We start from the raw sequence: 12,876 nt of genomic DNA, 5'->3' as shown, positions 1-12,876 counted from the left end.
CCGCCCGCGGGGGCGCCCCCCCACGCCCCAGTAGCGGTACGGGACGGAGCAGTCGGTGCGTTCGCCGGTCCCGCCCGGACAGCCACAGCGGGGCGGCCGGGAGCGGCGATCGTTGCCGGGGCGCAGGGAGGGCGGGTGCGTCCGGCCCGTGGACCGAGCGGTGCCCCCGGTCCTCGTCGATGTCCCGGTCGTCCGTGCTCGTGTCGTCCGTACCCATGACCCACCTCCCACACCGTTGCCGTTCCGCAAACAGGTGTTGGGTGTGGCGGCGGTCGCGTTGGGCTGGTTCTCCTCCGGCCGGAAGAGGTCCCGGGAGAAGCCACCGGCGACGCGGCGGGGTGTGGCTAGGGTGTTGCCACCCGCAGACCCCAAGGGCCCACGGCCCAGGAGAGAAGGACGACATGCGAGTAGAGGTCGACTACGACCAGTGCGAGAGCAACGCCCTGTGCATGGCCGCCGCCCCCGAGGTGTTCGAGGTCAGGGATGACGACTTCCTCTACCTCCTGACCGAGGAGCCGGGCGAGGAACTCCGCGAGAGCGTCCTCAGGGCGGAGCGCCTGTGCCCCAAACGAGCCGTCACCGTGACGGGGTGACCCCCGCGGCGGCCAGCGCCTCGTCCCAGGTGGTGGGCTTCTCCAGCAGGCCGCGGTAGCGCATGGTGCGTGGGGTGGAGCGCAGACCCAGCACACCGGTGAGCATCCCCCCACGCCCCAGGAACGCGACGAACTTTCGGTCCTCCGGTGACCCGTGCACGAAGCTGACCTGATCGGCGGGCGCGCCCTGCCCGAGGAGCTGAATCTTCTTCCGGTACTGGTCCGACCAGAAATAGGGCACCGGGGTGAACGGTGTCCGCCCCGATCCGGCGAGCAGGTTGCGGGCGGCCGCCTCGCCCTGCTCGCTCGCGTTGGTCCAGTGCTCCAGCCGAATCCGACCGCCGAAGCGCGGGTGCGGCCAGTTGGCCAGGTCCCCGACCGCGTACACGTTCGGCACCGAGGTCGCGGAGTACTCGTCGCACACCACCGAGCCGTCGTCGAACAGCTCGACCCCCGAACCGCGCAGCCACTCGGTGTTCAGGTGCACGCCGACACCGGCCACCACCAGGGAGGCGTCGATGGCGGAGCCGTCCGCCAATCGGACCCGCTCCACCCGTCCCGCGCCCTCGAACCCGCTCACACCCACACCGAGGCGCACGTCCACGCCGTTCTCCCTGTGCAGGTCGGTGAGGACCCCTCCGATCCGGGGGTCGACCACCCGGGTCAACGGAGTGGGCGCCGCCTCGATCAGTGTGACCTCCATGCCCACGGCTCGGGCGCTGGCGGCCACCTCGGCGCCGACGAACCCGGCACCGACCACCACCAGGTGCCCGGAGGAGTCGAAGGCCGCCCGGACCGCCTCGGCGTCGTCCAGGGTGCGCAGGACGTGCACGCCCGCCAGGTCGGTGTCCGGGCGCCGTGCCCGCGCCCCGGTGGCCACGATCAGCCCGTCGTAGCGCAGCGAATCCCGCTCGCCAGGCCCCTCCACACGCACCTCCCGTGCGGCGGCGTCCAGTCCGACCACCCGGGTGCTGGGCCGAAAGTCCAGGTCCAGGCCGTCGATGACGGAGTCCTCACGCAGTCGGAGCGCGCGGTGTCCGACCAGCCAGCCCGGGTCGCCGCCGGTCGGCTCCAGACCCACACCGGTCAGGGCCTCCTTGGACAGCGGAGGCCGGGAGTAGGGCCGGTGGGCCTCCTCCCCGACCAGGGTCAGGCGCCCCTCGTACCCCCGCTCACGCAGGGCCTCGGCCGCGTGCAGGCCAGCCATGCCCGCACCGGCGATGACGATCTCGTTCAGGGTGTCCGACACCGATCTCTCCTTCAGTCGTCCCGTTGTCCCGGGTCCCGCGCACCCACGTCCCGCCCTCCGCCCGGCGCTCTCCTGCCCGTCCCCGTCCCAAGGGCTCCGAACACCGGCCGAGGAGGCGCCAGCGGAGCGGGGGCTACAGGGCCCGCACCTCGCCGACGGTCGCCCCGCCGCCGCTCACGGGGGTGGTCAGGCGGTCGCCCACCGGGCTCACGTCCACGCCCAGGGCACGCAGGGCGGTCAGCCCGACGGCCACGCGCGAACGCTCCTGGGCGTCACCATCGCTGATCTTGACCGCGACGGTCTCGCCGGTGGGCGCGTTGAGCACGAGCACGCCGTCCGCGCCGATCTTGGAGACCAGGCCGGGCATCCGGGTCATGAGGTCGGTGTCGACGCGCTCGGGGCCCGACACGTACTCGGGGTGCGCGCTCATCGCCTCGATGATGTCGTGCTCGTGTGTGCCCTCCGGAGACAGGCGCATCCCCTGGACGCCCCGGGCCAGACCGGCGAGGGTCACGGCCAGCTGGGGCGCGCCACAGCCGTCGACGGCGGTGTGCGCGATGGTCTCCCCGCACATGTCCTCGATGGCCTCGCGCACCAGCAGCTGGAGGGGGTGCTCCGGGTCGAGGTAGTCGTCGGTGCTCCAACCCCCGGCCACACAGGCGGCGAGCATGCCCGCGTGCTTGCCGGAACAGTTCATGTACCGGGACTCGGGCTCGCGCCCCGCGGCGACGAAGGCCCGGCGTGCGGTGGGGGAGCCGGGGGAGTCGGGCGGGCACTGGAGGGCGTCGGTGGTCAGCCCGACGGAGGTCAGGATCCGCTCGGCCTCGGCGGCGTGGAACTCCTCACCGCCGTGGCTGCCCGCCGCGATCGCGAGGGAGGGGCCGGTCAGTTCGGCGCCCGCGCGCAGCATGGCCAGCGCCTGGAAGGGCTTGGCGGACGAGCGGGGGAACATGGGGTCGTGTACGGGGCCGCGCGCGTAGGCGATCTCACCTTCGGCGGACAGACCGATCACCGCTCCGTAGTGCACGCCCTCGCGCATCCCGGACCGGACGACCTCGGCCAGGGGGGCGTAGCTGGGCAGCGGTGACTGGTTCATGCGGCTTCTCCTCGCCGTTGAGGCTGTGCGGTGAGTGCCCGTTGACGCCGGGCACGCGTCAAAACGTACACACCCCCCTCCTTCTTCCCGTCCGCCGGTGTGCCGTCCGTGAACCCCCACGCCGTGGGGCGGCCGGTGTCGGGCACGGGCAGTAGGGTCGTGAACCGACGTTGATCGACCACAGGGAGTAGGGACAGACGATGGGAACGCTGCGGACGGGCGCACTGACCCGGAGAAGGGTCGGCATGCGAGCGGCGGACCTGGAGTACGCGGTACTCGACGTCGAGACGACCGGGCTCGACCCGCGCGAGGGCGCGCGGCTGGTCGAGATCGCCGTGGTGCGGGTGCGCGGGGACGGCACCCTCGTGGAGGAGTTCAGCACCCTGGTGGACCCGCGGGCGCCCGTCAGCGGTCAGGAGTTCCACGGAATCGGCGAGGGGGACGTCATCGGTGCCCCGCGCGCGGAGTCGATCGTGCCCCGTATCGCCCAGCTGCTCTCCGGCGCCGTGGTGGTCTGCCACAACCTGGACTTCGAGGAGCGCTTCCTCTCCTCCGAACTGGTGCCCGCAGGGCTGCCGCGCGGCCTCTCGGGGCTGTGCACGCTGCGCGCCCTGCGCTCCCAGCTGGATCTGCCGCGCTACTCGCTGCCGCGCGCCACCCACCTGCTGAGCGGGGAGTGGCCCACCGGTCAGCACACGGCGCTCGGCGACGCGCGTGCGTGCGCCCGGCTGCTCGTGGAGATGATCGCGAACGCTCCGGGCGAGCTGCGCTACACCGGCCCGGAGCCCCGCCTCCTCCGGGTCGACGTGTCCCCGGACGAGGACGCGCTCCTGGAGGAGCCGGTGCGCTGGAAGCCCCGGACCACTCCCTTGCCCGGTGGCCTGGACCCCCTGAACACCTGGAACGCGCGCTGGCGCGGCTCCGAGCTGGACGCGGCGCTGTGCGGAGGCGCCTTCCGCGCCACGGAGCGCGTGGTCGCGGAGTCCGCCGCGCGGCGCGGGTCCCGGCTGAGGAGCCGGGTCGCCGCGGTCGCGGCGGTGACCGGAGGGATCGCGGCCACCGTCGCGGGCGGGCTGCTGGTGCGTATGGCCGGTGGGCGCGGCGGCCCCGGGGGCCGCTCGAACTGAACCGGCCGGCCGAACAGGCCGAGCAGGCCGAACCGACCGGGTTCGGCCGGTTCGGTCAGAGTCCGGACAGGCTGAGGAAGAACGCCACGATCAGCGCGCTTCCGCCGACCGCCGTGAACAGGGCGCGCCCCTGTTCGGTCAGCCGGGCGGAGACCAGGCACACCCGCGGGGGCACGCTGGTCCGCTGGGCGGTGGCGACCCCACCGGCGGAGCGTGGATCGGGCAGGCGTCCGGGCACGAAGCGGGGCACCTTGTTGAAGAGGGCGATCGACACCAGGGTGGCGCCGAAGGCGATCAGTGTGAGGGACACGAGAGGAGGGCCTAACTGAACTCGGCGGCGGTCGGATGGGGACGCCCGGGTGGGGATCGGGCAGTGCGGGTCGTTCCCCGCCTCCGTCGCTTCATGCAGTGGGGCGCTGGCCGCTAACGGCCAGCATCCGATTAGAACCGGACCCTTATTACCGAGGGTGTTTCACTCGGAACTCTGAGTGTTCTCCGGGGTGGTCGAGGGCAGGATCGTGTCCACCGTTTCGGTCCTCACGCCGAGGGCGCGGAGCACGAAACGGGTCACCAGAGCGTGCGTCCCGTCGATGTCGACCTCACCGTTGACCAGTGGCAGTCGCTGCGAGCCCACCATGGACAACGTCAGCCCCGCGACGCGTTCGGAGGGCAGGCGGTCGAACTCACCCGCGGCGGTGCCCTCCTCCAGGATCTCGGCGAGCAGGCGCTGCATGGGGGCCACGTGCGCGGCCAGTGCCTGGTAGGCGTCGGGCCCCAGGCTGGCGCCCAGCTCGGCGGCGGGCGGGTGCGGGTGCGCGACGATGCCTTCCAGCTGGAGGCGGACGAAGGCTGACAGGCGGCGGGCGGCCGAGACCCCCGAGGGGAGCTCGCGTTTGTAGCGTTCGACGAACGCGGTGCTGACCTGCTCGGTGAAGGCCAGGAGCAGCGCGGGCTTGTCCGGGAAGTAGTTGTACAACGCGGTGCGGGTGATGCCCGCCGCGTTGGCCACGTCGGTCATGGAGATGCGGTCGATCCCCTGTGACCTGGTCAGCTCCTCGACGGCGTCCATGATGCGCTCCCGTGTGCGGGCACGGTGAGCGGCGATGGTCGGAGCCGTGATCTTGGGCATGACTCCTATGGTGGCACGCCAGGGGAGTGCCGAACGTTCCCCGAGGCGCGGCCGGGGGACGCGGGCGCGGGTCAGGCGTACCGCCTGCCGAGGTCGGCGAGGACCTCGGTGTTGAGCTGGTAGGCCAGCCGGGTCTCCCGTACGAGGAAGTCGGCGGTGCGTTCGTCGAGTTCCAGGGAGTCGAGGCGCTCGCGGTACCCGGTGCGGAACCTGGGCAGGCTGCCGAGGGAGTCGAAGACGTAGAAGGCCACGCCCGCGTCGTCGGTGAGGCCGTACGCCCCGGCCGCGATCCGCCGGATGAACTGTCCGCCGGAGACGTCTCCCAGGTAGCGGGTGTAGTGGTGCGCGACGAAGCCCGCCGGGTGGTCGGCCATCTGCTCGATGCGGGCCACGTAGGTGCGGGTGGCCGGGGTCGGGGCGACGCGGTCGCGCCAGTCGGCGCCGAGCAGGTGCGCGAGGTCGGTCTCCAGTGCGGGGACGCGTTCCAGTTCGGGGTAGTGGAACCGGCCCGCCACGGGGTCGCCGACCAGCTCGCGGCCGACCCGTTCGAGCGCGACGTAGGCGAAGTAGTGCTGGGCGACCATCGCGGTGTAGCCGTCGAGGGGGAGTTCGCCCTCGGTGAGGGCCTTGGTGAAGCCGTGGTGTTCGGCGGCCGCGTGGTCGTTCCAGGTGGCGGCCTTCAGCCTCGCGGAGAACGGTTCGGCGGTGGGGTCCGCCGTGGGGGCCTCGACCGTGGCGCTCATCGTCACCTTCACCTCTCTTTCCGGGATCTTTATGACATGATGTCATTTAGGTGGTTCGGGTTGTCAAGATCGATACGACACTCTGTCAGAAAAAATGTGACACAACGCCCACTGGAAGTGTCCTGTGTCACAGTCTTCACGTGCCTTCACACACGCACCTGCACGCGCTGACCACCTGCGCGACCCCCGAGCCACGCCGGGCCGCCCGCCCCGCTCGACCCTTGCGACACGCGCGCACGAGGGAGGTTCCGCCTCCCGGCGTTGGATGTGTCTCGTCTCGTCCGCTGGTCAACTGGTCGCCGGGGCGTTTATCGTTTGGGTGTCGTGCGGTCCGAACCACCGGTCGGACCCGAGGTGTCCGCCTCGGAACCCGGAGTGACTGACCCCCACGGCACAGTGGACCTTGAGGCGATGAGTGGATACCAGGAGAACAGGGCACGATCACGCGACAGTGATCGGCGACGACGCGGCCCGAGCCGCCGACGGCGCTGCGACAGACGGCAGCGCCGCCCTGGGTGACGACACCGTCCTGGACGACCGGGTGGAGGCTGCTGTCGAATCAGTTGACGTCCTGCTGATCGAAGACGACCCCGGCGACGCCTTCCTCGCCGAGGAACTCCTCGCGGACACCGCACTGGCCACCAGGATCACCTGGGTCTCCACGCTCGCGGCCGCCCGAGAACACCTCAACGGCTTCCGCGGCTGCGTGCTGCTGGACCTCAACCTCCCCGACGGGCACGGCCTCGGCCTCCTGCGCGAGGTCCTCGAGGGCGCTCCCTCGGCTGCGGTCGTGGTCTTCACCGGCCTCGACGACGAACACGAGGGCATCGCCGCGGTCGCCGCGGGCGCCCAGGACTACCTGGTCAAGGGCCAGGTGGACGGCTCCCTGCTGGCCCGCAGCCTGCGCTACTCCCTGGAGCGGCGCCGCGCCGACGAGAACGCCCGCCAGCTGCGCGAGGCCCGCATGCGCGCCCGCGAGAACATGCGCCTGGAACGCGGACTGCTGCCCCAGGTCCTGCTCGACGCCTCACCCCTGAGCCACCGCGCCTACTATCGGCCCGGCCGTAAACGCGCCCTGGTCGGCGGCGACTTCTACGACGCCGTCGAGAAGGACGGCACCACCCACGTCATCATCGGCGACGTCAGCGGCCACGGCCCCGACGAGGCGGCGCTCGGCGTCAGCCTGCGCATCGCCTGGCGCACCCTGGTCATGAGCGGGGTCGCCGAGGAGCGCGTCCTGCCGAACCTGGAGGACCTCCTGGTGAGCGAGCGCGCACAAGAGGAGATGTACGCGACGCTGTGCATGATCAGCCTCGACACGGGCAGCGACCGCGCCCGCGTACGCGTCCTCGGACACCCGCCGCCCATGATCGTCACGGACGGGGTCGCCGAGGAGATCCAGGCGGCCCCGCAGCCTCCCCTGGGCGTCTTCCCCGTCGACCAGGACGAGTCGACCGAGGTGGTCCTGCCCAAGGGCTCCAGCATGCTCTTCTACACCGACGGCCTGGTCGACGCCTACGACGGCGGGCCGCCCGCCCGTCTGGAGGTCGCGGGCCTGCGGCGGATGGTGAACGGGGTCCTCAGCCAGGGCGTGGCCCTGTACAACCTGCCCGAACACCTGGTGGACGAGGCCGAACGCAGTAACGGAGGCCCGCTCCAGGACGACGTGGCGATGCTGCTCATCAACCACGGAGAGCCGGAGTGAGCCCCACCGGGGAGGAACACCACGCCATGGACACCGAGTCCCGGACCACGGACGCCCAGGACGAGGAAGCCGAACGGGGGGAGGAGTCCCGCACCTCCGTCGGCGGCGCCCCCTTCGTGAACGCCTCCCCGCGCGAGCGCGTCCACTCCAGCCGCCACTCCTGGAGCCTGCGCCGCAGGGTCACCAGCCTCCTGACGGTGGTCGCCGTCGTCCTTGTGGTGGCCGTCTCGGTCATCACCCTCGCGGCCTTCCAGGCCAGGGACTCCCTGGTGCTCCAGGTCGACTCGCTGACCCCCGGGCTGAGCACCGTCGAGCAGACCCGCTCGGCCTACCTCAGCCAGGACCACGCCCTGCGCGGCTACATCCTCACCGGTGACCGCGACTTCCTCCAGCCCTTCGTCGAGCAGCGCATGTCGCTCGCCGAGCACCGGAGCGCCCTGGCCACCCTGGCCGAGGAGAATCCGGACATAGCGCCCAAGGTCAACGAGCTCATCGAGGCCGGTGACGTCTGGAGCGAGGAGTTCGCCGAACCCGTCCTGGAGGAGGTCCGCAGCGGCGAGACCCCCACCCAGGAGGACCTCCAGCGCGGGCGCGTGCTCTTCCTGGAGCTCAACCGGGCCGCGGACGCGACCACCAACTACCTCGCCAACGAGATCCAGGAGGCCCAGAGCGGCCTGACCCTGGCCACCCAGCAGGTCGTGGCGCTGCTGGTGCTCGTCGGCCTGGTCGTGGTGTTCCTGTCGGTGTTCCTGTGGGTCATGCTCCAGCAGTGGGTGCTGCGCCCCCTGGAAGAGCTGGCCGGGCACATGCGCCAGGTCTCCGAGGGCTACTACGCCCACCGCATCTCCCTGCACGGGCCGCCCGAGATCGTCCAGCTCGGCCAGGACGTGGACGCCATGCGCGAGCGCATCGTGCAGGACCTGGACGAGGTGGCCTCGGCGCGCCGCAAGCTCCAGGAACAGTCCACCCTGCTCGAGCAGCAGACCGAGGAGCTGCGGCGGTCCAACCTGGAGCTGGAGCAGTTCGCCTACGTCGCCTCGCACGACCTCCAGGAACCGCTGCGCAAGGTGGCCAGCTTCTGCCAGCTGCTCCAGCGCCGCTACCACGGTCAGCTGGACGAGCGCGCCGACTCCTACATCGACTTCGCGGTCGAGGGCGCCAAGCGCATGCAGACCCTCATCAACGACCTGCTGGCCTTCTCGCGGGTCGGGCGGACGAAGAACTTCGCCCCGGTCGACCTCAACGTGGCCCTGGACGACGCCCTGAGCAGTCTGGAGACACGTCTGGAGGAGGTGGGCGCGGAGATCTCCGGCGATCCCCTGCCCACCGTCCAGGGTGACCGCACCCTGCTCACCCAGGTGTTCTTCAACCTGGTGGGCAACGCCGTCAAGTTCCGGGGCGAGGACGCACCCGAGGTGCGCCTGAGCGTCGAACGCCAGGGCGACGAGTGGGTCTTCTGCTGTGCGGACAACGGTATCGGTATCGAACCGCAGTACGCCGAGCGAATCTTCGTCATCTTCCAGCGCCTGCACACCAGGGAGAAGTACACCGGCACCGGCATCGGCCTGGCCATGTGCAAGAAGATCGTGGAGTTCCACGGCGGCCGCATGTGGCTCGACACCGGCGCCGAGACCACCGAAGGGGCCGAAACCACCGACGACACGGACTCCGGACGGACCGGAACCCGCATATGCTGGACCCTGCCCGTAGACACCGAGGCGGAGAAGGAAGAGTCGGTTGCCGTGGAGGGAACCGAACCGACCGACGACGTCGATAGTGGAGTACAGGGCACCGAGGTCGCCGAGCCCGCCCCCACGGACGAGGCACCGACGGCCACACGAGAGTTCGGCGGCACCGAGCCGGAGACCGAGTCCCCCACGGGCCAAGAACCCGAGGGGGAACCGCGTCCCCTGCCCGGCGGCGCCGGCGGTACGGTTCCACCCGGTCACGGGGCGGGACCCGTATAGGGGTCAGGAAGCTTGAGCGAGGTCATGTTGGTGCATCCCATTGAGGTGCTGCTGGTCGAGGACGACCCCGGGGACGTCCTGATGACCAAGGAGGCTTTCGAGGAACACAAGCTGGGCAACCGCCTGCACGTGGTCTCGGACGGTGTCGAGGCGCTCCGCTTCCTGCGGCGTGAGGGCGAGTTCGCCGACGCCCCCCGGCCCCACCTGATCCTTCTCGACCTCAATCTGCCGCGCAAGGACGGCCGGGAGGTCCTGGAGGAGGTCAAGAACGACGACGACCTGGCGCACATCCCCGTCGTCGTGCTCACGACCTCGGAGGCGGAGGAGGACGTGCTGCGCAGTTACCGCCTGCACGCCAACGCCTACGTCCCCAAACCGGTGGACTTCGAGCAGTTCATCCGGGTGGTGCGGCAGATCGACGACTTCTTCGTGACCGTGGTGAGGCTCCCCAAGGGCTGAACCGAGAACGGACCGGGGACGGAACCGGCACTCACCGCGCCGGATCGGGTGGGTGTGGCGGTTTTTCGTTACGGTTGGGGCATGAGCCTGCCGGAACCGCGTGACCCCACTGGTCCCTACCGCGTCAGCGTCGTGTGTCTGGGCAACATCTGCCGATCGCCCATGGCCGAGAAGGTGCTCACCGCCGACCTCGAACGCGCCGGAATGAACGACCTCGTGCGGGTCGACAGCTCCGGCACGGGCGACTGGCACATCGGCGACGGGATGGACTCCCGCGCCTCGGCCACCCTGCGGGTGCACGGGTACCTCACCCACCACACCGCCCGACAGTTCGACCCCGAGGACCTGGCCACCCGGGACCTCGTCCTGGCCATGGACCTGGACAACCTCGATGACCTGCGCCGGTTCGTCGACGAACGCGGAGCCGAACTGGGCTTCGACCCGGCCCGACTGCGTCTGTTCCGCTCCTTCGCGCCCGGCGGCGGCCCCAACCCGGAGGTCCCCGACCCCTACTACGGCGGGGACGACGGGTTCACCGCCGTGCTGAACATGGTCGAGGCCTCGTCCAAGGGCCTCACAGGGGAACTCGTCACCCGGTTGCGGGGCTAGTCGCATGGAGAGGGAGCCGATCGTGCGGTCCTTCGGGGGCACCGGCGACGGGCCGGGAAGACCGGGCCGTGACCCGCAGACCGGCACCCTCGCCGACCGGGTCGCGGCGCTGCTGGACACCGAGGTCCGCCGCGCCGCCAAGGCCGGGACCAGCCACGACTGGACCCTGTCCTACGTCGAACTGGCCGACGGCACCCGGCTGTTCGTGAAGTCCCAGTCACGCGGGCCCGAACCGGTCGGCGCCCTGGCAGCCGAGGCCCGCGGCCTGGAGTGGCTCGGCCGGTGCTTCGGCTCTCCGGTGATCCAGCCACTGGGCTGGGCCGAACGCCTGCTCGTCCTGCCCCTGGTGGAGCAGGACGAGCCCACGCCCGCCGCCGCCGAACGGCTCGGCAGACAGCTCGCCGGGACCCACCTGACCGGGGCGGACGCCTTCGGCGCTGACTGGCCCGGCTACATCGGTCCGCTGCCGTTGGACAACACGCCCGCCCGGCACTGGCCGCGCTTCTACGCCGAACAGCGGCTACGCCCCTACCTGCGCCAGGCACTGGACCAGGGGGCGCTCACGCCCACCGACGCCCGCGCGATCGAGCGCGTGGTCGACTCCGTCGAGGAGCTGGCGGGGGAACCCGAACCGCCCGCGCGCATCCACGGGGACCTGTGGAGCGGCAACGTGCTGTGGCGCACCCGCGACGCGGTGCTCATCGACCCGGCCGCGCACGGCGGCCACCGTGAGGCCGACCTGGCGATGCTTGCGCTGTTCGGCCTGCCCCACCTGGACCGGGTCCGCGACGCGTACAACGAGGTCGCCCCGCTCTCGGCCGGGTGGCGCGGCCGGGTGGCCCTGCACCAGCTGCACCCGCTCCTCGTGCACGTGTGCCTCTTCGGCGCCGCCTACCGGACCACCGCCCTTGAGGCCGCGCGGACCGCCGTCCGCTCCACCTGACGCCCGTGTGCGGTGCCCAGGGCCGTCACCGTCGCCCGGCGGGGCGGGTCCGACCGCCCGGCAGGTCCGACGGAGCCGTACATTGGGGGCATGGCTGACGCACCCACCAGCCCTGATCAGGGCGCCTCCGGACACGACGGACCCGAGCTGCATGTGGCCCTGGTCGGCTACGGCAAGGGCGGTGAGGTCTTCCACGCGCCGCTCATCGACGCCGTACCCGGACTACGCCTGTCCGCCGTGGTCACCGGCTCCGCCGATCGCGCCCGGGCCGCGCGGGAGCGCTATCCGTGGGTCTCCGTGTACGCCACCGCCGCCGACCTGTGGGCCGACGCCGGGCGCTACGAGGTCGCGGTCGTCAGTACCCCCAACGACACCCACGCGCCGCTCGCGCGGGCCGCGTTGGAGGCGGGGCTGGCCGTGGTCGTGGACAAGCCCTTCGCGCTGACCGCGCACCAGGCCCGGGAACTCACCGACCTCGCCGACAAGCTCGGCCACGTGCTCACCGTCTACCAGAACCGTCGCTGGGACGCGGACTTCCTCACCCTGTGGCAGCTGATCGAGGAGGGCAGTCTGGGACGGGTGCACCGCTTCGAGTCGCGGTTCGAGCGCTGGCGGCCCGAACCCAAGGGGAGCTGGCGCGAGACTGGGGGCGTGGACGCGGGAGCGGGGCTGCTGTACGACCTCGGCCCGCACCTGATCGACCAGGCGGTCAACCTGTTCGGTCCGGTGGCCACCGTCTACGCGGAGATCGACGCCCGCCGCGCGGGTGTGAACGCCGACGACGACGTGTTCCTGTCCCTGGGGCACGAGCGGGGGACCCGCTCCCACCTGTGGATGAGCGCCCTCAGCGCGCAGACCGGCCCCCGGTTCAGGGTCCTCGGCGACGAGGCCGCCTTCACCAGCCACGGCCTGGACGGCCAGGAGGCCCGGCTGACCGCGGGGGAGCGCCCGGACACCGCGGACTGGGGCGTGGTGCCCCGAGAGGACTGGGGCCTCCTCGGCGCGGACGGCCGGACCGAACCGGTGCCCAGCGCACGCGGCGCCTACCCGGAGTTCTACGCCGGGGTCCGCGACGCCGTGGGCGAGGGTGAGCCACTGCCGGTGGACCTGCACGAGGTCATCCACGGACTGGAGGTCATCGAGGCGGCCCGCCGCGCCGCCCGGACCGGATCCGTGGTGCGCCTGCCAGCCAGCTGACCGGCTCCCGAACCCTCCCCTTGGCCCTATGTTGGAGTGCAGGGTTTTCCACATCGAAG

Annotated in this window: 13 protein-coding genes; 8 read left to right on the top strand and 5 right to left on the bottom strand. The window is 71.5% G+C overall.

Annotation, left to right across the window (positions count from 1 at the left end; translation table 11 throughout):
• The first annotated feature begins 401 nt into the window (after positions 1-401).
• Positions 402-593 (top strand): ferredoxin, encoded by a 192-nt coding sequence (locus tag KBX21_RS16140; RefSeq protein WP_049570351.1) that lies wholly within the window; start codon positions 402-404, stop codon positions 591-593.
• Here the strand turns inward: KBX21_RS16140 and KBX21_RS16135 are convergent.
• Entirely contained in the window at positions 577-1,842 is a 1,266-nt protein-coding gene (locus KBX21_RS16135) for an NAD(P)/FAD-dependent oxidoreductase (protein ID WP_210842391.1), read from the bottom strand. The two genes, KBX21_RS16140 and KBX21_RS16135, sit on opposite strands and share 17 nt — an antisense overlap.
• Positions 1,843-1,975: 133 nt before the next feature.
• Positions 1,976-2,938 (bottom strand): asparaginase, encoded by a 963-nt coding sequence (locus tag KBX21_RS16130; protein ID WP_049570358.1) that lies wholly within the window; start codon positions 2,936-2,938, stop codon positions 1,976-1,978.
• 200 nt (positions 2,939-3,138) lie between these two features.
• Here KBX21_RS16130 and KBX21_RS16125 point away from each other — a divergent pair, with 200 nt between their 5' ends.
• Positions 3,139-4,065 (top strand): PolC-type DNA polymerase III, encoded by a 927-nt coding sequence (locus KBX21_RS16125; protein WP_049570360.1) that lies wholly within the window; start codon positions 3,139-3,141, stop codon positions 4,063-4,065.
• A gap of 55 nt (positions 4,066-4,120) precedes the next feature.
• Here KBX21_RS16125 and KBX21_RS16120 read toward each other — a convergent pair whose 3' ends face one another.
• From KBX21_RS16120 to KBX21_RS16110, 3 genes are all read right to left on the bottom strand, one after another.
• Positions 4,121-4,375, bottom strand: a complete 255-nt coding sequence (locus KBX21_RS16120) for a hypothetical protein (protein ID WP_049570364.1) — start codon at positions 4,373-4,375, stop codon at positions 4,121-4,123.
• A 162-nt stretch (positions 4,376-4,537) separates the two neighbouring features.
• The gene (locus KBX21_RS16115; RefSeq protein WP_210842390.1) at positions 4,538-5,194 is read right to left on the bottom strand and encodes a TetR/AcrR family transcriptional regulator; all 657 of its coding nucleotides are present in this window, start codon (positions 5,192-5,194) and stop codon (positions 4,538-4,540) included.
• A 71-nt stretch (positions 5,195-5,265) separates the two neighbouring features.
• Positions 5,266-5,937: a heme oxygenase (biliverdin-producing) gene (locus tag KBX21_RS16110; protein ID WP_210842389.1), complete on the bottom strand. Its 672-nt coding sequence runs from the start codon at positions 5,935-5,937 to the stop codon at positions 5,266-5,268.
• 451 nt (positions 5,938-6,388) lie between these two features.
• Between KBX21_RS16110 and KBX21_RS16105 the strand changes: the two genes are divergently transcribed.
• From KBX21_RS16105 to KBX21_RS16080, 6 genes are all read left to right on the top strand, one after another.
• Positions 6,389-7,642 (top strand): PP2C family protein-serine/threonine phosphatase, encoded by a 1,254-nt coding sequence (locus KBX21_RS16105; RefSeq protein WP_210842388.1) that lies wholly within the window; start codon positions 6,389-6,391, stop codon positions 7,640-7,642.
• A complete protein-coding gene (locus tag KBX21_RS16100) occupies positions 7,639-9,609 on the top strand; it encodes an ATP-binding protein (RefSeq protein ID WP_210842387.1) in 1,971 nt (656 codons plus the stop codon). Before KBX21_RS16105 ends, KBX21_RS16100 begins: the two co-directional genes overlap by 4 nt.
• A 24-nt stretch (positions 9,610-9,633) precedes the next feature.
• Complete coding sequence (locus KBX21_RS16095) at positions 9,634-10,068, top strand: response regulator (protein ID WP_026129711.1); 435 nt, start codon at positions 9,634-9,636, stop codon at positions 10,066-10,068.
• Between the two features lie 81 nt (positions 10,069-10,149).
• On the top strand, positions 10,150-10,677 hold the full coding sequence (locus tag KBX21_RS16090; RefSeq protein WP_049570372.1) for a low molecular weight protein-tyrosine-phosphatase: 528 nt from the start codon (positions 10,150-10,152) through the stop codon (positions 10,675-10,677).
• 4 nt (positions 10,678-10,681) lie between these two features.
• Entirely contained in the window at positions 10,682-11,620 is a 939-nt protein-coding gene (locus tag KBX21_RS16085; RefSeq protein ID WP_049570375.1) for a fructosamine kinase family protein, read from the top strand.
• 90 nt (positions 11,621-11,710) lie between these two features.
• Entirely contained in the window at positions 11,711-12,817 is a 1,107-nt protein-coding gene (locus KBX21_RS16080) for a Gfo/Idh/MocA family oxidoreductase (protein WP_210842386.1), read from the top strand.
• The last annotated feature ends 59 nt before the right edge of the window (positions 12,818-12,876 follow it).

The sequence above is a fragment of the Nocardiopsis sp. B62 genome (genome assembly GCF_018070675.1).
Classification (GTDB): domain Bacteria; phylum Actinomycetota; class Actinomycetes; order Streptosporangiales; family Streptosporangiaceae; genus Nocardiopsis; species Nocardiopsis prasina.
The sequence above is the reverse complement of the archived record's forward strand: the minus strand, read 5'-3'. Positions and strand labels throughout refer to the sequence as shown.